The 26,375-nt window shown below is 60.1% G+C and carries 18 protein-coding genes and 1 other RNA gene; 13 read left to right on the top strand and 6 right to left on the bottom strand.

All coding sequences use genetic code 11. From position 1 onward, the window contains the following. The first annotated feature begins 243 nt into the window (after nucleotides 1–243). Entirely contained in the window at nucleotides 244–1,008 is a 765-nt protein-coding gene (locus QRN31_RS11675; protein ID WP_090182016.1) for a GntR family transcriptional regulator, read from the top strand. Between the two features lie 275 nt (nucleotides 1,009–1,283). Here QRN31_RS11675 and guaD read toward each other — a convergent pair whose 3' ends face one another. The 4 genes from guaD to xdhA form a co-directional block, all read right to left on the bottom strand. Next, the gene (gene guaD, locus QRN31_RS11670; RefSeq protein ID WP_285432139.1) at nucleotides 1,284–2,588 is read right to left on the bottom strand and encodes a guanine deaminase; all 1,305 of its coding nucleotides are present in this window, start codon (nucleotides 2,586–2,588) and stop codon (nucleotides 1,284–1,286) included. Nucleotides 2,589–2,596: 8 nt separating this feature from the next. Beyond that, nucleotides 2,597–3,442 (bottom strand): xanthine dehydrogenase accessory protein XdhC, encoded by an 846-nt coding sequence (xdhC, locus tag QRN31_RS11665; RefSeq protein WP_285432137.1) that lies wholly within the window; start codon nucleotides 3,440–3,442, stop codon nucleotides 2,597–2,599. 136 nt (nucleotides 3,443–3,578) lie between these two features. Then, nucleotides 3,579–5,978 carry a xanthine dehydrogenase molybdopterin binding subunit gene (gene xdhB / locus QRN31_RS11660; protein WP_285432136.1) on the bottom strand — a complete coding sequence of 800 codons (2,400 nt, stop codon included), beginning with the start codon at nucleotides 5,976–5,978 and terminating at the stop codon, nucleotides 3,579–3,581. Then, nucleotides 5,971–7,425, bottom strand: a complete 1,455-nt coding sequence (xdhA, locus tag QRN31_RS11655) for a xanthine dehydrogenase small subunit (RefSeq protein ID WP_285432134.1) — start codon at nucleotides 7,423–7,425, stop codon at nucleotides 5,971–5,973. Before xdhA ends, xdhB begins: the two co-directional genes overlap by 8 nt. A gap of 266 nt (nucleotides 7,426–7,691) precedes the next feature. Here xdhA and QRN31_RS11650 point away from each other — a divergent pair, with 266 nt between their 5' ends. The 6 genes from QRN31_RS11650 to ffs all read left to right on the top strand — a co-directional run bounded on the left by QRN31_RS11650 (nucleotide 7,692) and on the right by ffs (nucleotide 16,990). Then, nucleotides 7,692–8,351, top strand: a complete 660-nt coding sequence (locus QRN31_RS11650; protein WP_285432132.1) for a GntR family transcriptional regulator — start codon at nucleotides 7,692–7,694, stop codon at nucleotides 8,349–8,351. A 2-nt stretch (nucleotides 8,352–8,353) separates the two neighbouring features. Beyond that, nucleotides 8,354–11,842 carry a chromosome segregation protein SMC gene (gene smc, locus QRN31_RS11645; protein WP_285432131.1) on the top strand — a complete coding sequence of 1,163 codons (3,489 nt, stop codon included), beginning with the start codon at nucleotides 8,354–8,356 and terminating at the stop codon, nucleotides 11,840–11,842. Nucleotides 11,843–12,100: 258 nt separating this feature from the next. Next, the gene (gene zipA, locus QRN31_RS11640) at nucleotides 12,101–12,955 is read left to right on the top strand and encodes a cell division protein ZipA (RefSeq protein ID WP_222585424.1); all 855 of its coding nucleotides are present in this window, start codon (nucleotides 12,101–12,103) and stop codon (nucleotides 12,953–12,955) included. Between the two features lie 90 nt (nucleotides 12,956–13,045). Continuing rightward, a complete protein-coding gene (gene ligA, locus QRN31_RS11635; RefSeq protein WP_285432130.1) occupies nucleotides 13,046–15,403 on the top strand; it encodes an NAD-dependent DNA ligase LigA in 2,358 nt (785 codons plus the stop codon). 173 nt (nucleotides 15,404–15,576) lie between these two features. Beyond that, nucleotides 15,577–16,743, top strand: coding sequence for a zinc-binding metallopeptidase family protein (locus tag QRN31_RS11630; RefSeq protein WP_285432129.1), 1,167 nt, complete (start codon nucleotides 15,577–15,579; stop codon nucleotides 16,741–16,743). Nucleotides 16,744–16,893: 150 nt separating this feature from the next. Further along, an RNA gene (gene ffs, locus QRN31_RS11625) (signal recognition particle sRNA small type) lies at nucleotides 16,894–16,990 on the top strand. Between the two features lie 188 nt (nucleotides 16,991–17,178). On the opposite strand, the gene QRN31_RS11620 is transcribed toward ffs, so the two are convergent. Beyond that, complete coding sequence (locus tag QRN31_RS11620) at nucleotides 17,179–17,493, bottom strand: helix-turn-helix domain-containing protein (protein ID WP_285432128.1); 315 nt, start codon at nucleotides 17,491–17,493, stop codon at nucleotides 17,179–17,181. Nucleotides 17,494–17,794: 301 nt separating this feature from the next. On the opposite strand from QRN31_RS11620, the gene QRN31_RS11615 reads away from it, so the two are divergent. Beyond that, the gene (locus tag QRN31_RS11615; RefSeq protein WP_285432127.1) at nucleotides 17,795–19,495 is read left to right on the top strand and encodes a putative bifunctional diguanylate cyclase/phosphodiesterase; all 1,701 of its coding nucleotides are present in this window, start codon (nucleotides 17,795–17,797) and stop codon (nucleotides 19,493–19,495) included. A gap of 143 nt (nucleotides 19,496–19,638) precedes the next feature. On the opposite strand, the gene QRN31_RS11610 is transcribed toward QRN31_RS11615, so the two are convergent. After that, entirely contained in the window at nucleotides 19,639–20,388 is a 750-nt protein-coding gene (locus tag QRN31_RS11610; RefSeq protein ID WP_285432126.1) for a substrate-binding periplasmic protein, read from the bottom strand. 143 nt (nucleotides 20,389–20,531) lie between these two features. On the opposite strand from QRN31_RS11610, the gene dnaX reads away from it, so the two are divergent. From dnaX to QRN31_RS11585, 5 genes are all read left to right on the top strand, one after another. Beyond that, complete coding sequence (gene dnaX / locus QRN31_RS11605) at nucleotides 20,532–22,622, top strand: DNA polymerase III subunit gamma/tau (protein WP_285432124.1); 2,091 nt, start codon at nucleotides 20,532–20,534, stop codon at nucleotides 22,620–22,622. A gap of 66 nt (nucleotides 22,623–22,688) precedes the next feature. After that, nucleotides 22,689–23,027: a YbaB/EbfC family nucleoid-associated protein gene (locus QRN31_RS11600; protein WP_109628912.1), complete on the top strand. Its 339-nt coding sequence runs from the start codon at nucleotides 22,689–22,691 to the stop codon at nucleotides 23,025–23,027. 260 nt (nucleotides 23,028–23,287) lie between these two features. Next, nucleotides 23,288–24,322: an NADPH-dependent curcumin/dihydrocurcumin reductase gene (curA, locus tag QRN31_RS11595; protein WP_285432120.1), complete on the top strand. Its 1,035-nt coding sequence runs from the start codon at nucleotides 23,288–23,290 to the stop codon at nucleotides 24,320–24,322. Between the two features lie 65 nt (nucleotides 24,323–24,387). Beyond that, complete coding sequence (gene recR / locus QRN31_RS11590) at nucleotides 24,388–24,990, top strand: recombination mediator RecR (RefSeq protein WP_285432118.1); 603 nt, start codon at nucleotides 24,388–24,390, stop codon at nucleotides 24,988–24,990. A 183-nt stretch (nucleotides 24,991–25,173) separates the two neighbouring features. Continuing rightward, complete coding sequence (locus QRN31_RS11585) at nucleotides 25,174–26,322, top strand: acyl-CoA dehydrogenase family protein (protein WP_285432117.1); 1,149 nt, start codon at nucleotides 25,174–25,176, stop codon at nucleotides 26,320–26,322. Nucleotides 26,323–26,375: the final 53 nt, after the last annotated feature.

Genomic DNA, 26,375 nt, shown 5'->3' with positions numbered 1-26,375 from the left:
GACTGACCCGTCGCCATCGCGAGCAAGCTCTCTCCCACAGGGATCGCGGATTCTGTGTTCAAGCCTAAACTCAAAAGTAACCAGTCGTTGCAATACAGCGGAAGTGACAAACAGCCGTACAGTCGTGTTGCCACCATCCATTGTGTACAATCGCGGTGTTTTTTACGCGATACTTGCCAGCGACCCACTGTGCCGTATTACAGTCACGGTCAATTCGCCGCAGTTCTCCCGACTCGAGTGCCCATGAACGAACAGTTGCAACCCCTAAAGAAACAACCGCGAGCAGGCAAAGCCGGCCGCAGCGGTACCCAGGACGATATTGTCTACGCGCATATCTTCGAGGCCATCCTCGAACAGCGTCTGGCGCCCGGCACCAAGTTGAGCGAAGAAGCGCTGGGGGAAATTTTCGGGGTCAGTCGCACCATCATTCGCCGCGCGCTGTCGCGCCTGGCCCATGAAGGCGTCGTGCTGCTGCGTCCAAACCGTGGCGCCGTCGTCGCCAGCCCGAGTGTCGAAGAGGCCCGCCAGGTGTTCCTCGCGCGGCGTCTGGTGGAGCGGGCGATCACTGAACTGGCCGTTCAACACGCCACCGCCGAACAGATTGCCGAGTTGCGCCAGATGGTCAACGACGAACGCGACAGCTTCTCCCGTGGCGATCGTGGTGCGGGTATCCGTTTGTCGGGCGAGTTCCATCTGAAACTGGCCGAAGCGGCGAAAAACGCGCCACTGATCAGCTTCCAGCGCAGCCTGGTGTCCCAGACATCGTTGATCATTGCCCAGTATGAAAGCGGCAATCGCTCGCACTGTTCCTACGACGAGCACACCCAGTTGATCGACGCGATCGAAGCGCGCAACGGTGAGTTGGCAGTGAATCTGATGATGCATCACATGGATCACATCGACAGCAAACTCAACCTCGACGAAGAAAGCGCGTCGGATGACTTGCATGCAGTGTTCTCGCATTTGTTGCAGACCAAGAAGCCAGGGCGGCCAGCCGCGAAGCTCTAACTGCCTGACGCTGATCGTTCCCACGCTCTGCGTGGGAATGCCTCAACGGACGCTCTGCGTTCGGCTCTGGATGGGACGCGGAGCGTCCCGGGCTGCATTCCCACGCGGAGCGTGGGAACGATCAATTCCACCTCCGAACCCTGTAGGAGCGGGCTTGCCCGCGATGGCTTTCCGACAGGCAATAAAAATCCCCCGGGCTGAACGGCTACGGGGGATTTTTTTGAGTGTCTGATCGTTCCCTCGCGGAGCATGGGAACGATCAGCGTGGAGAGAACTTAGCGCTGATGCACCTGATTCCCCGCCGCATACGTCTGCAGCACCGTCCGGTCATCCCCCAGCGTCATCAATACAAATAACGTCTCGGCGATGTTATTGGCCTGCTTCAGGCGATAGCTCAGCAGTGGCGTGGCGTTGTAGTCCAGCACCAGGAAGTCGGCGTCGGTGCCCGGTTGCAAGGTGCCGATCTTGCCTTCCAGGCGCAACGCGCGCGCGCCGCCCAGCGTCGCCAGGTACAGCGATTTGAACGGGCTCAGCCGCGCACCTTGCAGCTGCATGACTTTGTAGGCTTCGTTCAAGGTTTGCAGCAGCGAAAAACTGGTGCCGCCACCCACGTCCGTGCCCAAACCGACATTCAACTTGTGCTTCTCGGCCATCGGCAGGTTGAACAGGCCGCTGCCGAGGAAAAAGTTCGAGGTCGGGCAGAAGGCGATGGCCGAGCCGGTCTGCGCCAGTCGAGCACACTCGTCGTCGCACAGGTGCACGCCGTGGGCAAACACCGAGCGCTCGCCAAGCAGTTTGTAGTGGTCGTAGACGTCGAGGTAACCCTTGCGCTCCGGGAACAGCTCCTTGACCCATTCAACTTCCTTGAGGTTTTCACTGATGTGGGTCTGCATGTACAGGTCTGGGTATTCGCTGAGCAACTGACCGGCGAGGGTGAGTTGTTCCGGGGTGCTGGTCGGCGCGAAGCGCGGAGTGACCGCGTAATGCAGGCGGCCCTTGCCATGCCAGCGCTCGATCAGCGCCTTGCTTTCAACGTAGCTGGATTCGGCAGTGTCGGTCAGGTAGTCCGGCGCGTTGCGGTCCATCATCACCTTGCCGGCGATCATCCGCAGGTCCAGCTGTTCGGCGGCTTCGAAAAACGAATTCACCGATTGCGGGTGCACGCTGCCAAACACCAGCGCGGTGGTGGTGCCGTTGCGCAGCAGTTCCTTGATGAAAATGTCCGCGACTTCATCGGCGTGCGCCTTGTCGGCGAACTGGCTTTCGCACGGGAAGGTGTACGTGTTGAGCCAATCGAGCAACTGCTCGCCATAGGCACCGACCATGCCGGTTTGCGGCAGGTGAATGTGCGTATCAATGAAGCCGGGGGTGATCAGCGCGTCCTGATAATGGGTGATCTCGATGTCGGCCGGCAGGGTCGGCAGCAAGTCGCTGGCGTGGCCAAGGGCGCTGATCTGGCCGTTATCAACCACCAGCAGGCCGTCCTCGAAATACTCGTACGAGGCTTCGATGCCCACTTCGGCGGGGTCGGCGATGCTGTGGAGGATGGCGGCGCGGTAGGCTTTGCGTGTCAGAGGCATGTGAGTTCTCAATAGGAAGCTTGGCTGCGGCGAGAAGCGGGCAGCAGTTTGGCAATCGATGATCCGGCGCTGGCGGTGTGCTGGCCGAAATTCGCGTTATAGGTGGCGATGATTTCGCCGGCGATGGAGATGGCGATTTCCACAGGCAACTTGCCTTTGACTTCGCCGATGCCCATCGGGCAGCGCATGCGTTGCAGCACGCTGCTGTCAAAACCGCGCTCGCGCAGGCGATGTTCGAACTTCACCCGTTTGGTCTTCGAACCGATCAGGCCGAAGTAGGCGAAGTCGTTGCGCTTGAGGATCGCGGCGGTGAGTTCGAGGTCGAGCTGGTGGTTATGGGTCATGACGATGCAGTAGCTGCCGGCGGGCAGGTCGTCGACTTCGTCCACCGGTTCTTCGCTGACGACCTTACGCACGCCATGGGGAATCTGTTCCGGGAACTCTGCGTCCCGCGAATCGATCCAGCGCACCCGGCAGGGCAGGCTGGCAAGCAGCGGCACCAAGGCGCGACCGACATGGCCGGCGCCGAACACGGCGATCTGCGCCTGGACCTGACCCATAGGTTCAAACAGCAAAACAGTCACGCCGCCGCAGCACTGGCCCAGGCTGGCGCCGAGGCTGAAGCGCTCCAGATGGGTGTCCTGCTTGCCGCTTGCCAGCATCTCGCGGGCGATTTGCATGGCCTTGTATTCCAGGTGACCGCCACCGATGGTGTCGAAGGTCTGGGTGGCGCTGATGACCATCTTCGAGCCAGCATTGCGCGGCGTCGAGCCGAGCTCTTCGATGATGGTCACCAGTACGCAGGGTTCACCCTGGGATTGCAGGTCGGCGAGGGCGTCGATCCAGTTGTACATATTCACCTCGACATCGTTGTTGTCTGTCAGTCCGCCATCGCGAGCAAGCTCGCTCCCACATTGGATTTGTATTGATTCATAAATCGCCACATAACCCTGTGGGAGCGAGCTTGCTCGCGATGGCCGCGCCTCGGTCTTAGAGCGAAGCCAACTCGGCTTCAGCCTCAGCAGGCTTCGCCGCCTTCAACTGGCGCATCTGCTCGCAACCCCACAACACTCGCTCCGGCGTCGCCGGCGCGTCGATCTTCGGTTGATGCTTGTAGTCGCCCAGGCTCGCCACCGCGTCCTTGATCGCACACCACGAGGCGATGCCGAGCATGAACGGCGGCTCGCCCACAGCCTTGGAATGGAACACCGTGTCTTCCGGGTTCTTGCGGTTTTCCACCAGCTTCACCCGCAGGTCCAGTGGCATGTCGGCCACCGCCGGGATCTTGTAGCTGGCCGGGCCGTTGGTCATCAATTTGCCCTTGGCATTCCAGACCAGCTCTTCCATGGTCAGCCAGCCCATGCCCTGGATGAAACCGCCCTCGACCTGGCCGATGTCGATGGCCGGGTTCAGCGAGGCACCGACGTCGTGGAGGATGTCGGTACGCAGCATCTTGTATTCGCCGGTCAGGGTGTCGACGATCACCTCGCAACAGGCCGCGCCAAAGGCGTAGTAGTAGAAAGGACGCCCCCGCGCCTGGCTGCGGTCGTAGAAGATTTTCGGAGTCTTGTAGAACCCGGTGCTGGACAGCGACACCTGAGCAAAATACGCCTGCTGGATCAGCGCCTCGAAGGTCAGGATGTGATCGCGAATCCGCACGTGACCGTTGTGAAATTCCACGTCTTCTTCGCTGACCTTGTACTGCCGCGCGGCGAATTCGATCAGGCGTTTCTTGATGATTTCAGCGGCGTTCTGTGCGGCTTTACCGTTCAGGTCGGCGCCGCTGGAAGCCGCGGTCGGCGAGGTGTTCGGTACCTTGTCGGTGTTGGTTGCGGTGATCTGCACGCGGTCCATTTCCACCTGGAACACCTCGGCCACAACTTGCGCGACTTTGGTGTTCAGGCCCTGGCCCATTTCGGTGCCGCCATGGTTCAGGTGGATGCTGCCGTCGGTGTAGACGTGGATCAGCGCACCCGCCTGGTTGAGGAAGCTGGCGGTGAAGGAAATACCGAATTTGACCGGGGTCAGCGCCAGGCCTTTTTTCAGGATCGGGCTGTTGGCGTTGTAGCGACGGATCGCTTCGCGGCGCTCAAAGTACTGGCTGCTTTCTTCCAGTTCGGCGGTCATTTCCTCGAGCATGTTGTGCTCGACGGTCTGGTAGTAATGGGTGACGTTGCGCTCGGTCTTGCCGTAGTAGTTGGCCTTGCGCACGGCCAGCGGGTCGAGGCCGAGATGACGGGCGATGGCATCCATCACTTCTTCAATCGCGACCATGCCTTGCGGGCCACCGAAACCACGATATGCCGTGTTCGACGCGGTGTTGGTCTTGCAGCGGTGACCGTTGATGGTCGCATCGCCCAGGTAGTACGAGTTGTCGGCGTGGAACATCGCACGGTCGACAATCGACGCCGACAGGTCCGGCGAGCAACCGCAGTTGCCGGCCAGTTCCAGGGCGATGCCGTGCAGCCGGCCGGTGCTGTCAAAGCCGACGTCGTACTCAACGTAGAACGGGTGACGCTTGCCGGTCATCAGCATGTCTTCGACCCGTGGCAAGCGCATTTTTGTCGGCTGGCCGGTGAGGTGCGCGATCACCGCGCACAGGCATGCCGGGCTCGCCGCCTGAGTTTCCTTGCCGCCGAAACCACCGCCCATGCGGCGCATGTCGACGACGATTTTGTTCATCGACACGTCGAGCACTTCGGCGACCAGCTTCTGCACTTCGGTCGGGTTTTGGGTCGAGCAATAAACGATCATGCCGCCGTCTTCGGTTGGCATCACCGATGAGATCTGGGTTTCGAGGTAGAAGTGTTCCTGGCCACCGATGTGCAGCGTCCCTTGGATGCGATGTTCGGCGGTGGCCAAGGCGCCGGCCGAGTCGCCGCGCTGATGGGTGTGGCTGTCGAGCACGAAATGGCGTTTGCGCAGGGCTTCGACCACGTCCAGCACCGGCTCGAGATCTTCGTATTCGATGATCGCGGCCATCGCGGCTTTGCGTGCGGTTTCCAGGTCTTTCGCGGCAACGGCGAGTACCGGCTGGCCGACGAATTGCACGTCATCAATCGCCAGCAGTGGATCGCCCGGCAACAACGGGCCGATGTCTTTCAGGCCCGGCACGTCTTCGTGGGTAATGGCAATGCGCACACCTTCAAAGGCGTAGCAGGGCTTGGTGTCGATGCTGATGATTTTCGCGTGGGCGCGGTCCGACAGGCGTGCGTAAACGTGCAACTGGTTCGGAAACTCCAGGCGGTCGTCGATGTACTGCGCTTCACCGGACACGTGCTTGGCTGCGCTGTCGTGCTTGACGCTGCGGCCGACGCCGGTGGTCAGGTCCTTGGCGAACAGTTCAGCCAGTTCGGCTTGGGTCTTCTCTACAGCGTGATGATTAGACATAAGCGGTCACCCGAGTCTCGATGTGCGGTGTTTGCAGTTCGATGAAGTATTTACGCAGCAGGTTTTGCGCGCTGAGCAGGCGATATTCCTTGCTGGCGCGGAAGTCCGAGAGCGGCGTGAAATCTTCGGCCAGTGCGGCGCAGGCACGTTCGACGGTGGCGTTATTGAACGGCGAGCCGAGCAACACGGCTTCGCAGTGGCTGGCGCGTTTCGGAATTGCGGCCATGCCACCGAAGGCGACACGGGCATCAGCGACCACGCCGTTGTCGATGCGCAGATTGAACGCGGCGCAGACGGCGGAAATGTCATCGTCCAGACGCTTGGACACCTTGTAGGCGCGGAACAATTGTTCAGCGCTGGCACGGGGCACGATGATCTTCTCGATGAACTCGCTTTCCTGGCGCGCGGTGACTCGGTAATCGATGAAGTAGTCTTCCAGCGCCATCGTGCGGCGAACTTCGCCTTTGCACAAAACGATCTGCGCGCCGAGGGCAATCAGCAGCGGTGGCGAATCACCGATGGGCGAGGCGTTGCCAATGTTGCCGCCGAGGGTGCCCTGGTTGCGGATCTGCAAGGACGCGAAGCGTTGCAGCAGTTCGCCGAAGTCCGGGTACTCGGCTTTCAAGGCGTCGTAGCAATCGGAGAGGGCGGTCGCGGCGCCGATTTCCAGGCGATCGTCGAAACGCTCGATGCGCTTCATTTCGGCGACATTGCCGACGTAAATCATCACCGGCAGCGTGCGGTGGAACTGGGTGACTTCCAGCGCCAGGTCCGTCCCGCCGGCCAGCAGGCGCGCCTGTGGATAAGCGTCGTAGAGGTCAGCCAGATCGGCCACGGTCAGCGGCACCAGGCAACGCTTGTCGCCGCTGTTGAGTTCGCCAATATCGGTGGGAGCGATGGCCTTCAGGCGCGCGATGGTCTCGGCTTCGCGGGCGTCGAATTGGTCGGGTTGCTTGGCGCAGCAGGATTGCTCGGCGGCTTGCAGGATCGGCCGATAGCCGGTGCAGCGGCAGAGGTTGCCGGCCAGTGCTTCGTGAGCCTTGTGCGAGTCGGGTTGATCGCTGTTCTTTTGCAGCGCGAACAGAGACATGACGAAGCCCGGGGTGCAGAAGCCGCATTGCGAGCCGTGGCACTCGACCATGGCTTTCTGCACGCTGTGCAGCTCGCCCTGATGCTTGAGGTCTTCGACGCTGATCAATTGTTTGCCGTGCAATGACGACACGAACGTCAGGCACGAGTTGAGGCTGCGATAGCGAATGTGTTCGCGGCCATCGTCATCCGTTTGCAGCTCGCCGACCACCACGGTGCAGGCGCCACAGTCACCGCTGGCGCAGCCTTCTTTGGTGCCGGGCTTGCCCACATGGTCGCGCAGATAATTGAGCACGGTCAGGTTTGGGTCCAGGGCGTGCTCGCTACGGAGTTCCTGGTTAAGTAAAAACTGGATCACGGAAGGCCTCGCAGACTCATTATTGTTGTTAACCGACTTGAACCGAATTTATCAGGTCTGACTTTGCGGTCAATGATTTTCTGACTTAAAGGTCAGGAAAAAGCATTTTGTCGATCAACGACTCGTTCCTTCATTATTGACCCTCGCGCGATAGCTTGCCTTTTGCGTGATTCGTGCCAAAAACCGCCGAGTGGGCACTCCGCCATGACCCTTCATGTGCGCTACACTGCGCCGCTTGTACAGATCGAAGAATTTGAAGGACACCCATGACGTTCAAGGCGCCGGACAGCCTCGCCGAGCAAATCGCCCATCACCTCGCCGAACGCATCATTCGTGGCGAAATGAAGCCGGGAGAGCGCATCCAGGAACAGAAGGTCACGCTGGCCCTCAATGTCAGCCGCGGTTCGGTCCGTGAGGCCTTGCTGATCCTCGAACGGCGCCACCTGATCGCGATCCTGCCGCGACGGGGCGCGCATGTCACCGAGCTCACCGCCCACAAGGTCCAGAGCCTGTGCACGCTCATGAGCGAGCTTTACATTCTGCTCGGCAACGCCGTGGCCAGCGGCTGGAAAGTCCAGGCCGACATGGCGCCATTCGTGCAGATCCAGCAGCGCCTGGCCGCCAGCTATGAGCGACAGGACATCCGCACCTTCGTTGACGACAGCTTCAACGTGATGCGTGCTGCGTACCCGTTTGCCAACAACCCTTATTTGCAGGAAACCGTCGAGAATCTGCAGCCGGCCATGAGCCGTGCGTATTTTCTCGCCCTGGACCAGCGCAAAGCGTCGATGAGCGAATTTCTTGAGCTGTTCGAACGCCTGCTGGCGGCAGTGCTGGCCCGGGACTTTACGCAGATTCGCGAAGTGCTGACGGCATACGGCCAGCGCAGCTGCGATCTGGTGGTTTCCGCCCTGACGGACGCTTAAGCGTGCGGCTAAAGTGCATCAAGCTGGCGGGGTTCAAATCCTTCGTCGACCCGACCACGGTGAACTTCCCCAGCAACATGGCGGCCGTCGTCGGGCCCAATGGCTGCGGCAAGTCGAACATCATCGACGCCGTCCGTTGGGTGATGGGCGAAAGCTCGGCCAAGAACTTGCGTGGCGAGTCGATGACCGACGTCATCTTCAATGGTTCGACCAGCCGCAAACCGGTGAGCCAGGCCAGCATCGAGCTGGTGTTCGATAACTCCGACGGCACGTTGCTCGGCGAATACGCCGCCTATGCGGAAATTTCCATTCGCCGCAAAGTGACCCGCGACAGCCAGACGACTTACTACCTCAACGGCACCAAGTGCCGTCGTCGCGATATCACCGACATCTTCCTCGGCACCGGCCTGGGCCCGCGCAGCTATTCGATCATCGAGCAGGGGATGATCTCCAAGCTGATCGAGTCGAAGCCCGAAGACCTGCGCAACTTTATTGAAGAAGCGGCGGGCATCTCCAAATACAAGGAACGCCGGCGCGAGACTGAAAACCGCATCCGCCGCACCCACGAAAACCTCGCCCGCCTGACCGACCTGCGCGAAGAACTCGAGCGTCAGCTCGAACGCTTGCACCGTCAGGCCGAGGCCGCCAGGAAGTATCAGGAATACAAAGGCGAGGAGCGTCAGCTCAAGGCCCAACTGTCGGCCCTGCGCTGGCAGGCATTGAACGAACAGGTCGGTCAGCGCGAAGCGATCATCGGTAATCAGGAAGTCACGTTCGAAGCGTTGGTCGCCGAGCAGCGCAACGCCGATGCGGCCATCGAGCGCCTGCGTGACGGGCACCATGACCTGTCCGAACGCTTCAATCTGGTGCAGGGGCGTTTCTATTCGGTCGGTGGCGATATCGCTCGGGTCGAACAGAGCATCCAGCACGGCCAGCAGCGTTTGCGGCAGTTGCAGGACGATCTCAAAGAAGCCGAGCGCGCGCGTCTGGAAACCGAGTCTCACTTGGGCCACGACCGCACCTTGCTGCTGACCCTCGGCGAAGAGCTGGACATGCTCACCCCCGAGCAGGAAGTCACCAGCGCCGCCGCCGAAGAGGCCGCCGCCGCGCTGGAAGAATCCGAAACCACCATGCACGGCTGGCAGGAGCAGTGGGACACGTTCAACCTCACCGCCGCCGAACCGCGTCGCCAGTCTGAAGTTCAGCAATCACGCATCCAGCAGCTGGAAACCAGCATGGAGCGTTTGGCCGACCGCCAGAAGCGCCTGGGTGAAGAACGTGCGTTGCTTTCGGCGGACCCGGAAGACGCGGCGATCATGGAGCTCAGCGAGCAGTTGGCCACGTCCGAGGCCACGCTTGAAGACTTACAGGCCAGCGAAGAAGCCCAGGTCGAACGCCTTGAGCAGCTGCGCCAGGAATTGCAGCTTGCCCTGCAAAATCAGCAACAGGCCCAAGGCGATTTGCAGCGCCTCAACGGTCGCCTCGCATCGCTTGAAGCGTTGCAGCAAGCGGCACTCGATCCAGGCACCGGCACCGCTGAATGGCTGCGCGATCAGCATCTGGCCGACCGTCCGCGCCTGGCCGAGGGCCTGAAAGTCGAAGCGGGTTGGGAGCTGGCGGTGGAAACCGTGCTGGGCGCCGACCTGCAAGCGGTGTTGGTTGACGATTTCGGCGACTTCGATTTGGCCGGTTTTGCCCAAGGTGATTTGCGCTTGCTCAGCCCGGCCAGCGATGGCGCGCGGGTGCCGGGCAGCCTGCTCGATAAAGTTGAAGCGTCAGTTGATCTGTCGCCTTGGTTGGGCCAGGTCAAACCGGTCGACACCCTTGAGCAGGCCTTGGACTTGCGCGGTCAATTGACCGCCGGTGAGAGCCTGATCAGCCGCGACGGTTACTGGGTGGGTCGGCACTTTTTACGTGTGCGCCGGGCCAGCGAAGCGGAAAGCGGCGTGCTCGCCCGTGGCCAGGAAATCCAGCGTCTGACCCAGGAGCGTGAAGAGCGCGAAGCCACGGTCGAAACCCTCGAAACGCAATTGCAAAACCTGCGGGCGCAACAGCGTCAGCAGGAAAACGGTCGCGAGCACTTGCGTCGTTTGCTGCAAGACGAAGCGCGTCAGCAAGGCGAGTTGAAGGCTCAGTTATCCGCCGGCAAAGCCAAGGTCGAACAACTGACCTTGCGCCGCACGCGCTTGGATGAAGAGCTCACCGAACTGGCCGAGCAGCGCGCGCTGGAACACGAAAATATCGGCGAGGCGCGTCTGCAGTTGCAGGAAGCCCTCGATGCCATGGCGCTGGACACCGAGCAGCGCGAGTTGCTGCTGGCCCAGCGCGACAGCCTGCGCGAGCGACTTGATCGCGTGCGTCAGGAAGCCCGGCAGCACAAGGATCACGCCCATCAACTGGCGGTGCGCCTGGGCTCGCTCAAGGCGCAACACGACTCCACGCGCCAGGCGTTGGAACGACTGGAAATGCAGTCCGAGCGCCTGACCGAAAAACGCGAACAGCTCAGTCTTAATCTGGAGGAGGGCGAAGCACCACTGGAAGAGTTGCGCTTGAAACTCGAAGAGTTGCTCGACAAGCGCATGACCGTTGACGAAGAACTCAAGACCGCGCAAATCGCGCTGGAAGACGCCGACCGCGAACTGCGCGACGCCGAGAAACGCCGGCACCAGGCCGAACAGCAGTCGCAGTTGATTCGGGGGCAGATGGAAACCCAGCGCATGGAATGGCAAGCCCTGACCGTGCGCCGCAAAACCCTCGAAGATCAATTGCTGGAAGACGGCTACGACCTTCACGGCGTGCTCGCCACGCTGACGACCGAGGCCAACGAGAAGGACGCCGAGGAAGAACTTGAACGCATTGCCGCACGCATTCAGCGTCTCGGTGCGATCAACCTGGCGGCCATCGACGAATACACACAACAATCCGAGCGTAAACGTTATCTGGACGCGCAGAACGACGATCTGGTGGAAGCGCTGGACACCCTCGAGAACGTGATTCGCAAGATCGACAAGGAAACCCGCAACCGCTTCAAAGATACCTTTGATCAGATCAATGGCGGTTTACAGGCTCTTTTCCCGAAAGTTTTCGGTGGAGGACGCGCGTATTTGGAACTGACGGGCGAAGATCTACTCGATACAGGGGTAACGATCATGGCGCAGCCGCCAGGAAAGAAGAACAGCACCATCCATTTGCTCTCCGGTGGCGAAAAAGCCCTGACGGCATTGGCCCTGGTGTTTGCGATCTTCAAATTGAATCCGGCGCCGTTCTGCATGCTTGATGAAGTTGACGCACCACTGGACGACGCTAACGTGGGACGCTACGCACGGTTGGTTAAAGAGATGTCGGAAACGGTGCAATTCATCTACATCACCCACAACAAGATCGCCATGGAAATGGCCGATCAACTGATGGGGGTGACGATGCACGAACCGGGTTGCTCGCGTCTGGTGGCAGTGGATGTCGAAGAGGCAATGGCGATGGTGGATGCTTGAGTGGGTAGTTGTAGGGGAAGTATTTTTAGTCTGTAGGACTTTTTTACCTTCCTTGACTTGCTGGCCAATCGACATATTCGCGCAAGGCATTGTGACAGACGGTGTAAAGTTACCTTTGGTCGTGCTAGTTTAATGTCAATTTTTCGTATACGTGGGCAAAACGCCTGTCAGAACATAGAGTTGGCGCCACGTTTTAAAGCGGTTTACGAGTTGTAAACCCCTTATTTTTCAGCATTTTTTATAGAGGCACGGGATTAAATGGAAATCGGTCTGCGCGAGTGGCTGATCGTCATCGGCATTATTGTCATTGCCGGTATTCTTTTCGATGGCTGGCGTCGCATGCGCGGCGGCAAGGGAAAACTGAAATTCCGTCTTGACCGAAGTTTGTCCAACCTGCCGGACGAGGACACCAGCGCCGAGCTGTTGGGCCCGCCTCGAGTGCTGGATACGCATAAAGAACCGCAGCTGGACGAGCATGATCTGCCGTCCGTGAGCATGCCGGCCCGGGAACCCCGCGAATCGGGTTCCAAGCGCGGCAAGCGTGGCCATGGCGAGCCATCACAGGGCGACATGAACCTCAGCCTGGACCTCGATGGCGGCCCGAGCTTCAGCAGCCGTGACGATGACTTCCCGGATGACAGCAAGTCCTCGCCTTCGGTCAGCGACAAGGAACAACCGCAGGCCGAAGAAGTGCTGGTGATCAGTGTTATCTGCCGTGACGCGGCAGGCTTCAAGGGCCCGGCGTTGTTACAGAACATCCTGGAAAGCGGTCTGCGTTTCGGCGAGATGGATATTTTCCACCGTCACGAAAGCATGGCCGGCAATGGCGAAGTCCTGTTCTCCATGGCCAATGCGGTCAAGCCGGGCGTGTTCGATCTGGACGACATCGACCATTTCAGCACGCCAGCCGTGAGCTTTTTCCTCGGTCTGCCAGGCCCGCGTCATCCGAAACAGGCTTTCGACGTGATGGTTGCTGCGGCACGCAAGCTGTCCCAGGAGCTGAACGGTGAACTCAAGGACGATCAGCGCAGCGTGCTGACCGCCCAGACCATCGAACACTACCGTCAGCGTATCGTTGAATTCGAACGCCGCGCCCTGACCCAGAAGCGTTGATTCAAAAGGTTGCTCCCGCGCCGTGCGCGGGTCGATCGGCAAATAGATTGAGCAGCCTCGGCTGCTCTTTTGCTTTATGAGAGAACACCCATGACCGCCGCCAAAACCCGCATTCTAGAGCTGCGTGCTGAGCTTGATCAGCACAACTATCGCTATCACGTGCTGGACGAGCCGAGCATTCCGGACGCCGAATACGATCGGTTGTTCCACGAACTCAAGGCCCTTGAAGCGGCGCATCCCGAACTGATTACCAGCGACTCGCCGACCCAGCGTGTGGGCAGTGCGGCGTTGTCGGCGTTCACGCAAGTTCGTCACGAAGTGCCGATGCTCAGCCTCGGCAACGCCTTTGAAGAAACCGACATGCGCGAATTCGATCGCCGCGTGACGGAAGGACTGGATCTGCCCGTCGGCGACTTGTTTGGTGGCGGCGCGGCGGTGGAATACAGCTGCGAGCCAAAGCTCGATGGTCTGGCGGTCAGCCTGTTGTACCAGGACGGTGTGCTGGTGCGCGGCGCCACGCGCGGCGATGGCACCACGGGCGAAGACATCAGCGTCAATGTGCGCACCGTGCGCAATATTCCACTCAAGCTGCAAGGCACCGGCTGGCCCGCGACCCTCGAAGTGCGCGGTGAAGTGTTCATGTCCAAGGCCGGTTTCGAACGCCTGAATGCTACACAACTTGAGGTGGGTGGCAAGACCTTCGCCAACCCGCGCAACGCGGCGGCAGGCAGCTTGCGGCAGTTGGATTCGAAGATCACCGCCAATCGTCCTCTGGAGTTCTGCTGCTACGGCATTGGTCAGATTTCGGCGGACATTGCCGACACGCACATTGGGAATCTCAAGCAGCTTCAGGCATGGGGTCTGCCGATCAGTCGTGAGCTGAAACTGGCCCACGGCATCGATGAATGCCTGGATTACTACCGCGACATCGGTGAGCGCCGTGACGGGCTGGCCTATGAAATCGACGGGGTGGTGTTCAAGGTCAACAGCATTGCCTCCCAGCGTGAACTGGGTTTCCGCGCTCGCGAACCGCGCTGGGCCATCGCGCACAAGTTTCCAGCGATGGAAGAGCTTACCGAATTGCTCGACGTGGAATTCCAGGTCGGTCGCACCGGTGCCGTGACGCCGGTGGCGCGCTTGAAGCCGGTCAAGGTGGCAGGCGTTACCGTGGCCAATGCAACGTTGCACAACATGGATGAAGTGGCGCGTCTGGGCCTGATGATCGGCGACACCGTGATCATCCGTCGCGCAGGCGATGTGATTCCACAAGTGGTGCAAGTGGTCATGGAGCGTCGCCCGGAAACCGCGCGGCCGGTACAGATTCCACAGCAATGTCCGGTCTGCGGCTCGCACGTCGAGCGCACGCAGCTGGTCAAGCGCAGCAAGGGGCGCGAGACCGTCAGCGAAGGCGCGGTCTATCGTTGCGTCGGTCGACTGGCCTGCGGTGCGCAACTCAAGCAGGCGATCATTCACTTCGTGTCGCGCCGCGCCATGGACATCGAAGGTCTGGGCGAGAAGAGCGTCGAGCAGTTGGTCGATGAAGGTCTGGTGAGTTCGCCGGCCGATCTGTATGCGCTGACGTTTGAGCAGATTGTCGACCTGGAAGGTTTTGCCGAGCTGTCGAGCAAAAACCTGCTCAGCGCTATCGAAGACAGCAAGCGTCCGAGCCTTGCACGGTTTATCTACGCCCTCGGGATTCCCGATGTCGGCGAAGAGACGGCCAAGGTGCTGGCGCGCTCTCTCGGCTCCCTGGAACGGGTTCAGCAGGCATTGCCGCAAGTGCTCACGTATTTGCCGGATGTCGGCCTGGAAGTGGCGCACGAGATTCACAGCTTTTTTGAGGATGCGCATAACCGCCAGGTGATTGCCGATCTGCTCAAGCACGGCCTGCAGATTCAGGATCAGGGTGAGCTCGGCGCCGAGTTTGCCGCGAGCACGACACTGGGCGGCTTCCTCGACAAGTTGAACATTCCTTCGGTCGGACCGGGTGGTGCGCAGAAGTTGGCGGACAAGTTTGGTTCGCTGGAGGCCGTCATGAGTGCTGACTGGCTGGACATGCGCCAGGCGCTGCCCGAGAAGCAGGCGAATTCGGTTCGCGAGTTTTTTGCGGTGGCGCACAATCGTCAGCTCGCTGAAGCCGCTGAAAAGCAGCTGCGCGATTTCGGCATGCACTGGCAGAGCGAGAAAAAAGTCGTCGAAGGATTGCCGCTGGCCGGGCAGACATGGGTGCTGACGGGGTCGCTGGAGTTAATGAGCCGTGACATCGCCAAGGACAAGCTCGAGAGCCTTGGTGCCAAAGTGGCGGGTTCGGTATCGGCCAAGACCCATTGCGTGGTGGCTGGGCCGGGGGCTGGTTCCAAGCTGGCCAAGGCCAATGAGCTGGGGTTGAAGGTTTTGGATGAAGAGGCGTTTGTCGAGTTTTTGCGCCTGCACGATATTTCGATGTGATGCCATTCGCGAGCAAGCCCGCTCCCACATTTAACCGAGTTCTCCCTGTAAGAATGCGATCAAATGTGGGAGTGGGCTTGCCCGCGAAGGCGATAGTTGCATTGCGCAAAAAACCGGGAACGATCGACGGCCATTCATGATCTAGTCTTGGCAAGCCCCAGGGAGAGATCGTCATGTACCGCTTCTTCGAACAGCTCAGTACACGCATTGCCGCGCCTTTCATCGGCGAAAGTTCGCGTAACAGCAAAATCTGGCACTGCCGTTGCGGCCAGTCGCTGTTCTTTCGCAACAGTCAGTGCCTGGCCTGTTCGGCGGCGTTGGGGTATCAGCCGGAGCAGAGCCGTTTGTCCTCGCTGCAACCAGGCAGGCAAGCCGATACATGGTTGCTCGATGCCGATCCCGACGCGGGAGTCTTCCGTCGCTGCGCCAACCTCGATTCCCCGGCGGCGTGCAACTGGCTGCTGCCGGCCAACGATCACGATGCCTTGTGCATCGCCTGCCACCTGAATCGCACCATCCCTGATCTGTCGATTGCCGAAAACCATGAACGCTGGCGCAAGGTGGAGACCGCCAAGCGTCGTCTGGTCGCACAGTTGATCAGTCTTGGTTTGCAGGTGATTCCCAAAACCCTCGACGAAGACACCGGCCTGGCGTTCGATTTCATCGGTGTCGACCTTAAAGGCAACGCGCCGACCACTGGTCACGCCAACGGCCTGATCACCCTCGATATCAAGGAAGCCGACGACGCTCACCGTGAGCAGGTCCGGGTGCAAATGCATGAGCCCTATCGCACGCTGCTGGGGCATTTTCGGCATGAGGTCGGGCATTATTACTGGGATCGGCTGATCGCCAACAGTCACTGGCTGGAACCGTTCCGCGGGTTGTTCGGCGATGAGCGGGCGAGCTACGCCGAGGCTCTCGAACGGCATTACCAACAAGGTGCGTCGCCCGACTGGCAGCAACATGCCGTCAGCGCCTACGCCACCATGCATCCGTGGGAAGACTGGGCCGAAACATGGGCTCACTACCTGCACATGATGGATGCGGTGGATACGGCGCTGGGGTTTGGCATGAGCGCGCGGGAAATGGATTTCGATTACCAGCCATTTCCGTCCAGCGTCCTCTACGATCCACAGCATCCCGGCGGCGCGGCATTCCTGTCGTTCGTCAACGCGTGGATCGAACTGGCTGGCATGCTCAACGAGCTGTCTCGCAGCATGGGCCAACCGGATTTCTATCCATTTGTCCTGCCGCCAGCGGTGATTGCCAAGCTGCACTTCATTCACCTGGTGATCCAGCAAGAGGGCGGCAGGGTGGATGAGGTGTTGCAGGATCTGTAGCGGCAGGTGGCTTCAATCCGGGATGTTGCGCAGGTATTGCATGTCCTTGAAGCAACACAGATTTTTTAATCCGCCTGAACGGTTGTAACTTCGTCTCAGATAGGTACAATGGCGCGGCTCGCCGTCAGGTGAGCGTCGTTATGGTGACCCCATCGGTCCCCCCGCAACGATTACCCGTGAACCTGGTCAGATCCGGAAGGAAGCAGCCACAGCGGGAACATTGTGTGCCGGGGTGTGGCTGGTGGGGTTGCCTCCATAACGCACCGCGAGTCTTCTCTCGCGCTATCTTTTTTTAAAAATACTTCTTTGCTGCCACGGATTTTGTCCGGTGCGGTTTTTCGTCGTTTCCGATTTTCGCATGAACATAAAAAAGGAGGCCGGCCTGTCGTATCAGATACGCCAGCCTCCTTTTTCATGAGCGGCACTTTTTCGCCGCTAAGGCTTGGACAAGGCCTGGTCAACCGCTGCGATCAGCTTTCCCAGATCCTTGGGGGGTGCTTTGTGTATGACACTGAACAAATACGCCCGCTGTTCATCTTCATCGCCTGAATCGGCAAAAAAGACTTTGAGCTTTACGTCCAGCGCATCAGCAAGCCGGAACAGGGCTTCAACGCTGGGGGTGTAGGTTCCGGTTTCAAAGCGGCTGATGGTTTTGGGGTCAAAACCGGTTTTTTCGCCGAGTTCAGCCTGAGTAAGCCCCGCGCCCTTGCGGTAGCGTCGGATGGCCGGACCCAAACTTGAAATGTGCATCGCTCAATTCCCATTTAGAATCAAGAACTTAACGATAGATTTTTGCATTAGACAACTGCATGATCCATCACCTTGCTTTGCAAAATGTGATGCATTTCGTAGAATCGCCGCCATTAAGCGGTATTTGGTGACCTGTTTCCAGAAAATCGGCAGTGCGAAACGGCCGGCAGTGCGCTTCCTTGTCAGCTTTGCATGAGGTCTTTGAGCCTGGCTGATCAAGGTTCTGCGGGCCATCAAATGCTGATCATGGAGTTGTAACGTGTCTGCGCAGTCCCACCGCTAGTGACAGCGAGCCTGATTCATGGATGAGAAATACCGCAGGGCCGTGGATGCCGCCGCCATATTTTCCGAGACGGACCTGAGCGGCCGAATCACCTACGTCAACGATCAGTTTTGCGCCGTGTCCGGCTATAGCCGTGCGGAATTGATCGGTCAGAATCACCGTCTTCTCAACTCCGGTCTGCATGGCAGCGACTTTTTCGCGACCATGTGGCGCACCATCGCGCTGGGCAATGTCTGGAAGGGCGAGATCTGCAATCGGGCGAAGGACGGCAGCCTGTATTGGGTCGACAGCACCATGGTGCCGGTACTCGACGATGCCACGGGGCGCATTGACCGATACCTGTCGATTCGTTTCGATGTCAGTGAAAAACGCCAGTTGCTGCACACCCTGCAATGGCGGGTCGGGCACGACGTCCTGACCGGGCTGCCCAATCGTGCGTTTCTATCAGACCTGCTGGATCAGGCGCTGGAGTTTTCCCGCCATGAAAATATCCCGTTGGCCGTGTGCATGCTCGACCTCGACGGGTTCAAGGCAGTCAACGACGGCTACGGTCACGCCAGTGGCGATCAGTTGCTGGTGGAAGTGGCCAAGCGTCTGCGCCAGATCGTGCGTGCTGAAGATGTGGTGGCGCGGTTGGCCGGTGACGAGTTCGTGCTGGTGTTGCGTTATGTGCGTGACCTGACGGAATTGCGCGCGGCGCTGAATCGGGTGCTGGGAGCGATATCGGCGCCGTACACGCTGCATGGCAAGGACATCAATGTGTTCGCCAGCATTGGCGTCACGCTGTTCCCCCTCGATAACGAAGATGCCGAGACCTTGTTGCGTCACGCCGATCAGGCCATGTACGTGGCCAAGCAGCGCGGTCGCAACCGTTTTCATCTGTTTGATGTGTCCAGGGATCAAGAAGTCAAAGTCACCCACCAGACCGTCGAGCGTGTGCGTCAGGCGCTGGCCGCCGATGAGTTGTGTCTGCATTTTCAACCCAAGGTCAATATGCGCCTGGGCGTGGTGGTAGGGTTCGAAGCGTTGTTGCGCTGGCAGCACCCTGAGAACGGCATGGTGCCGGCCCGGGATTTTTTGCCGCTGGTGGAAGAGACGGACCTGATCATCGACATCGGCGAATGGGTGATGGATCAGGTGCTGTCGCAGCTCAACCGCTGGCAGCAGGCGGGGCAGTGCTGGCCGATCAGCATCAATATCGCGGCACGGCATTTTCAGCGCCCGGATTTTGTCGATCGGCTCAGTTATGTACTCGCCCGGCATGCGGACGTCGCTCCGCAGATGCTGGACCTGGAAATCGTCGAGTCGGTTGCGATCGAGAACATCCAGCATGTCAGCGCCTGCTTGCAGGCTTGCCAAGCACTCGGCGTGCAGTTCTCACTGGGTGATTTTGGCACTGGGTACTCGTCAATGAGCTACCTCAAGCGCTTGCGCACCCAAACCATCAAGATCGATAAATCGTTTGTGCGCGACATTCTCGTGGATCGCGATGACCTGGCCCTGACCACCGCGGTGATCGGTCTGGCACGGGCGTTTGGCCGGCAAGTGATTGCCGAAGGGCTGGAAAGTCTCGAACACGGTGAGCTGCTGCTGCGGCTGGGGTGTGAGGTTGCTCAAGGCTATTTCATCGCCCGGCCGATGCCTCCCGCCGATGTGCCGGATTGGGTCGCGAAGTTTGTCGCGCCAGCGCGATGGCAGGCGCTGGATCAGGTTGGCTGAAGTTTGCTGGCCAACACCGATCTCCTGTGGGAGCGAGCTTGCTCGCGATAGCGATAGATCAGCCGCCATCAATGCTGAATGGAAGACCGCTATCGCTAACAGGCTCGCTCCCACAATGGCGTCGCGTTGATCGGAAGATTCGCCTAGGGCACACCGGGCTCGCCGCCTATATAAAGCCGGATAATGTCATCGATCTCCCCCGACATTTTCATCCGCAGCAATGTGCGCAGGATGCGTTGCACCGGCACCTTGGGGTCGTTGCGCACATAACAGCCGACACGCTGCTCTTGCAGCACCGCCACGCTTTTGAGTTGCCGTTCGGGCAATAAGCGCTGATTGAACCAGTCCAGAGTCCATTGATTGCTCACGGCATAGCGATAGCGTCCGGCGTGGAGTTTTTCCAGCACTTGTTCCTGATTGCGCGCGTCCTCGCGCTGCAATTGGTCGGCGTCGAACAGCGGTTGCAGGGTCGGGTAGCTGTAGCCGAGCACCGTGCCGATGGATTGCCGCGGCAAGTCCGCCGCTATGACGGCGCTCGGTGGGGTCTGCCGGGTGATCAGCACGTCGGGCTGAGTCCAGAGCGGAATGCTCCAGATATAGTCGCCGGACTGATTGGGCTGCCAGGACTGCGCGGCATAGCAGCGCACATCGACTTCGCCGTGCTCCATGGCGTTTTGCACGCGTGTCCGGGGCAGGACATGAAATTCGGCTGGTACGCCGACCTGGGTCGCGAGGCTGAGCATCACGTCATACAGAATGCCCTGGGTCGGACGACCGTGGTCCAGTTGTACCATCGGCATCGCCCAACTGTCGGGTATTACAAAACGCAACGGCGGCTCGGCGGCGGCGACGTTCAGACTTATCCACAGCAGTGCCCCCAAGGCAAAACGCATAAACGCTCCGGTACGACGAAAACCTGAGTGGATAAAAGCCCCCAAAGTGCATCTTAGCCAGATTAGACGAGCGCGCCGGATGCAATTTTGGCCTTGCTCCGCTAGCATTAGCCGCTTGTGTTCCTTCGTGGCGACGGTTTTCGATGAGTTATCAGGTTCTTGCACGTAAATGGCGTCCGCGCTCGTTCCGCGAAATGGTCGGCCAGACCCATGTGCTCAAGGCTCTGATCAATGCCTTGGACAGCCAGCGGCTGCATCACGCCTACCTGTTCACCGGTACGCGCGGGGTCGGCAAGACCACCATCGCACGTATCATTGCCAAATGCCTGAACTGTGAAACAGGTATCACTTCGACACCCTGCGGCGAGTGCTCGGTATGCCGTGAAATCGATGAAGGCCGCTTCGTCGACCTGATCGAGATCGACGCCGCGAGCCGGACCAAGGTCGAGGACACCCGCGAACTGCTCGACAACGTGCAATACGCGCCTAGCCGTGGGCGCTTCAAGGTCTACCTGATCGACGAAGTGCACATGCTCTCCAGCCATTCCTTCAATGCGCTGTTGAAAACGCTCGAAGAGCCGCCGCCCTACGTCAAGTTCATCCTGGCGACGACCGACCCACAGAAACTTCCTGCAACCATTCTTTCCCGGTGTTTGCAGTTCTCCCTGAAAAACATGACCCCGGAACGCGTGGTCGAGCATTTGACCCATGTGTTGAGTGCCGAGAACGTACCGTTCGAAGACGACGCGCTGTGGCTGCTGGGCCGTGCCGCCGACGGTTCGATGCGCGACGCCATGAGCCTGACCGACCAGGCCATCGCCTTCGGTGAAGGCAAGGTCATGGCCGCTGACGTGCGAGCGATGCTGGGCACCCTTGATCACGGTCAGGTCTACGATGTGCTGCATTCGTTGATCGAAGGCGACGCCAAGGCATTGCTCGAAGCCGTCCGGCACCTGGCCGAACAAGGCCCGGACTGGAACGGTGTGCTCTCGGAAATTCTCAACGTGCTGCACCGAGTCGCTATCGCCCAGGCCCTGCCTGAAGGTGTCGACAACGGTCACGGCGACCGCGATCGGGTGCTTGCACTTGCTCAGGCACTGCCGGCCGAAGACGTGCAGTTCTACTACCAAATGGGCCTGATCGGCCGTCGCGACCTGCCGCTGGCGCCGGATCCGCGGGGTGGCTTCGAAATGGTCTTGCTGCGCATGCTCGCGTTCAGACCGGCAGACACCGCGGATGCACCGAGGCAACCGCTAAAGCCAGTGGGGATCAGCCAAGCCACAGTTGATTCCGCAAATTCAGTGGCTGCCGCGCCTGTTGTTGCGCCGGTAGTCCCTGCGGCAGTTGCACCGGTCTCGCCTGCGCCCGTCGCTGCGGTTGTTGCTCCAGTCCCGGTGCCTGAACCCGAGCCTGAGCCCGTTGCGCCCGCGGTCGTGCCTGAACCCGTCGTTGCGCCCGTAGCGGTTGAAGCCGTGGTCGACTTGCCGTGGAATGATCCGGTAGAGCCTGAAGTCGTCCAGCAACCCGCCGTCGAGCCGGTTCTGGAAACGGCCGGCGAGCAACCCGATTTGCCGCCGATGCCATTGCCGACACCTGACAGCGTGGTGCCGGACGCCCCGGAATGGGCCGCTGCGCCGATACCGGAGCCGTCGGTCGCCGAAGTCGATGCCGCCACGCCGGGCATGGACCTGGACGACGAGCCGCCGCTGGACGAGGATTACATCGAGCCGGACCTGGATTCGGCCTACAGTTACCTTGATGAACTGGCCAGCGAACACTCTGCCGAGCCGGCGCCAGAACCTGAGCCTGAACCCGCGTCCATGCCGGCCACCGGTCTGGCCCTGCAGTGGCTGGAGCTGTTCCCGAAATTGCCGATCTCCGGCATGACGGGCAGCATCGCCGCCAATTGCACGTTGATTTCAGTCGAGGGCGACCACTGGCTCATGCACCTGGATCCGGCCCACAGCGCCTTGTTCAACGCGACCCAGCAACGTCGACTCAACGATGCATTGAACCAGTTTCACGGACGCACGCTGACCCTGACCATGGAGCTGATCAAGCCAGAGCAGGAGACGCCGGCCCAGGCCGCGTCCCGTCGCCGTGCGAACCGTCAGCGCGAGGCGGAGGAATCGATCCACGGTGATCCGTTCATCCAGCAAATGATGCAGCAGTTCGGTGCGGTGGTCCGCAACGATACTATTGAACCTGTCGAAGCCCTGGTCAGTCAGGGCTAATAACTGAAGGCGTTCGGCCTCACGGGCCGGGCGCTGTTTAATCCAAGTACTTTTGAGGTGATTCCCATGATGAAAGGTGGCATGGCCGGCCTGATGAAGCAGGCGCAGCAGATGCAGGAAAAAATGGCCAAGATGCAGGAAGAACTGGCCAACGCTGAAGTCACCGGTAAAGCCGGCGGCGACATGGTCACTGTGGTGATGACCGGTCGTCACGACGTCAAGCGCGTGACCATCGACCCAAGCCTGGTCGAAGGCCTGAGCGAAGACGACAAGGAGATGCTGGAGGCCGTGTTCGCCGCCGCCGTCAACGACGCCGTGCGCAAGATCGAAGCCAACAGCCAGGACAAAATGGGCAACATGACCGCTGGCATGCAACTGCCACCGGGTATGAAACTCCCGTTCTGATTCGCCAAGGCGCGTCTGATGAGCTACAAAAAATGCCAGGCCTCGCGCCTGGCATTTTTGTTTCTGGCTGTTGAAGATGTAGTGCCCATAAGGGCGCTTTCGCGAGCAGGCTCGCTCCCACGGGTGACCGAGTTCCAATGTGGGAGCGAGCCTGCTCGCGATGAAGTCGCCTCGGTGCAATTGACGAAACATCGAACCCGCCACCGCCACAACGGTCTGCTCCCTATACCATCGAATTCAACATTCAAGGAGACGCTGCCATGTCTGACCCACTGACCCTGAACCAACGCATCGTCCTGGCGTCCCGGCCTGTAGGCGCGCCGACGCCGGAGAATTTCCGCCTGGAGCGCGAAGCGCTGCCGGACCTGGCCGACGGTCAGGTCCTGCTCAAGACTCTGTACTTGTCGCTGGACCCTTACATGCGCGGTCGTATGAGTGACGCACCGTCCTACGCCGCACCGGTGCAAATCGGCGAAGTGATGACCGGTGGGGCTGTCAGCCGCGTCGAGCGCTCGCTGAATCCGAAATTTCAGGAAGGTGATCTGGTCGTCGGCGCCACTGGCTGGCAGAGCCACAGCATCAGCGACGGTCGCAACATCATTCCCGTGCCGTCCGGGCTGCCGAGCCCGTCGATGGCCCTGGGGGTGTTGGGCATGCCGGGCATGACGGCGTATATGGGCCTGATGGACATCGGTCAGCCGAAAGCCGGTGAAACCCTGGTGGTTGCGGCAGCGTCGGGCGCAGTGGGCTCGGTGGTCGGCCAGGTGGCCAAGATCAAAGGCCTGCGTGTGGTTGGCGTGGCGGGCGGTTCGGAGAAGTGCCGTTATGTGGTCGAGGAATTGGGCTTTGACGCCTGCATCGACCACAAGAGCCCGAACTTCGCCGAAGAACTGGCCCAGGCGTGCGCCGAAGGCATCGATATTTATTACGAGAACGTGGGCGGCAAAGTATTCGATGCGGTGGTGCCGCTGCTCAATGCCAAGGCGCGGATTCCGCTTTGTGGCCTTATCGCTTCCTACAACGCCCATGAAGCACCGACCGGGCCGGACCGTCTGCCGCAATTGCAACGGACGATTTTGACCAAGCGCGTGCGTATTCAGGGCTTCATCGTCTTCGACGACTATGGCGATCGTCAGCCGGAATTCGTCAGCGCGATGGCGCCGTGGGTACGTGATGGCAAGGTGAAATTCCGCGAAGACGTGGTCGATGGCCTGGAGCAGGCGCCGCAAGCGTTCATCGGACTGCTGGAGGGACGCAACTTCGGCAAACTGGTGGTTCGGGTCGCGCAAGACTGAGTATTTGACGCTAAAGAGAGGCGCGGGTATAAACCGCGTCTCGTTGTTATGTCGGACGTTTCCCCATGAGCTTCAGCCCTTTGATTCGCCAACTGATCGACGCCCTGCGGACTTTGCCGGGTGTAGGTCAGAAAACCGCCCAGCGCATGGCGCTGCAACTGCTCGAGCGTGATCGCAGCGGTGGTTTGCGATTGGCCCAGGCTTTGAGCCAGGCCATGGAAGGGGTGGGGCATTGCCGGTTGTGCCGCACGCTGACCGAAGATGACCTTTGTCCGCAATGCGCAGACACCCGTCGCGACGACACTTTGCTGTGCGTGGTGGAAGGACCGATGGATGTCTACGCGGTGGAGCAGACCGGTTTCCGTGGTCGCTACTTTGTGCTCAAGGGTCATCTGTCGCCACTTGATGGCCTGGGGCCTGAGGCCATCGGTATTCCGCAATTGCTGACGCGCATCGAGGAGGCGGGCACGTTTACCGAAGTCATTCTTGCCACCAACCCGACCGTGGAAGGTGAAGCGACGGCGCATTACATCGCGCAGTTGCTGAGCAATAAAGGCTTGATCGCCTCGCGCATCGCCCATGGCGTGCCGTTGGGCGGCGAGCTGGAGTTGGTGGATGGCGGGACGTTGGCGCATTCATTCGCCGGGCGCAAACCGATCGCCTTGTAGTGGCTGATTGGGCCCCATCGCGAGCAAGCTCGCTCCCACAGGGGTTTTGTATGCACCGTAAATCCAATGTGGGAGCAGGCTTGCCCGCGATACAGGCGCCTCGGTCGACCTGATTCACACAATTCTCTTGAAAACCAAGCAAGCGCTCGGTTAACTTCGCTGAACCTTCAGTGGAGCTCGCCGATGCCTGCCTTTGAGGAATACTTCGACCCCAGTCACCAATTGGTCCGCGACAGCGTCAGACGTTTCGTCGAACGCGAGATTCTTCCGGACATCGACCAGTGGGAAGAGGCTGAAAGCTTTCCCCGCGAGCTCTACCTCAAAGCCGGCGCAGCGGGCATTTTGGGGATCGGTTACCCCGAATCCCTGGGCGGCAGTCACGAAGGCGACCTGTTCGCCAAGATCGCGGCCAGCGAAGAGTTGATGCGTTGTGGCTCTGGCGGTCTGGTGGCGGGTCTCGGTTCGCTGGACATCGGCTTGCCACCCATCCTCAAGTGGGCCAGGCCCGAAGTCCGCGACCGCGTGGTGCCGCACGTGCTGTCTGGTGAGAAAATCAGCGCCCTGGCAGTCACCGAACCCAGCGGCGGCTCCGACGTCGCCAACCTGCAAACCCGCGCCGTGCGTGACGGTGATTTCTACCGGGTCAACGGCAGCAAAACCTTTATCACCAGCGGCGTCCGCGCCGATTTCTACACGGTTGCGGTGCGCACGGGTGACCCAGGTTTCGGCGGCATCAGCCTGCTGCTGATCGAAAAAGGCACGCCCGGATTCACGGTCGGTCGCCAGTTGAAGAAGATGGGGTGGTGGGCATCGGACACCGCCGAACTTTTCTTCGATGATTGCAGGGTGCCGGCGGGCCATTTGATCGGTGCCGAGAACATGGGATTCGCCTGCATCATGGGCAACTTCCAGAGTGAGCGTCTGGCCCTGGCGCTCATGGCCAACATGACCGCGCAGTTGGCCCTGGAAGAAAGCCTGAAATGGGCGCGTCAGCGCGAAGCTTTCGGCAAGCCGATCGGCAAGTTCCAGGTGCTTAAACACCGCCTCGCGGAAATGGCCACGGCATTGGAGGTGTCGCGGGAGTTCACTTATCGTCAGGCGGCGAAAATGGCGGCGGGGCAGAGCGTGATCAAGGAGATTTCGATGGCCAAGAACTTTGCGACCGACACGGCTGACCGGATTACCACGGATGCGGTGCAGATTCTTGGGGGCCTGGGTTATATGCGCGAGAGCCTGGTGGAGCGGCTGTACCGGGATAACCGGATTCTGTCGATTGGCGGCGGGACGCGGGAAGTGATGAACGAGATCATCAGCAAGCAGATGGGGCTTTAATTCGGTGGTGTAGCGGCTGACGCCATCGCGGGCAAGCCCGCTCCCACAGGATT

Source organism: Pseudomonas sp. fls2-241-R2A-110 (assembly GCF_030209165.1).
Taxonomy (GTDB): domain Bacteria; phylum Pseudomonadota; class Gammaproteobacteria; order Pseudomonadales; family Pseudomonadaceae; genus Aquipseudomonas.
The sequence above is the reverse complement of the archived record's forward strand: the minus strand, read 5'-3'. Positions and strand labels throughout refer to the sequence as shown.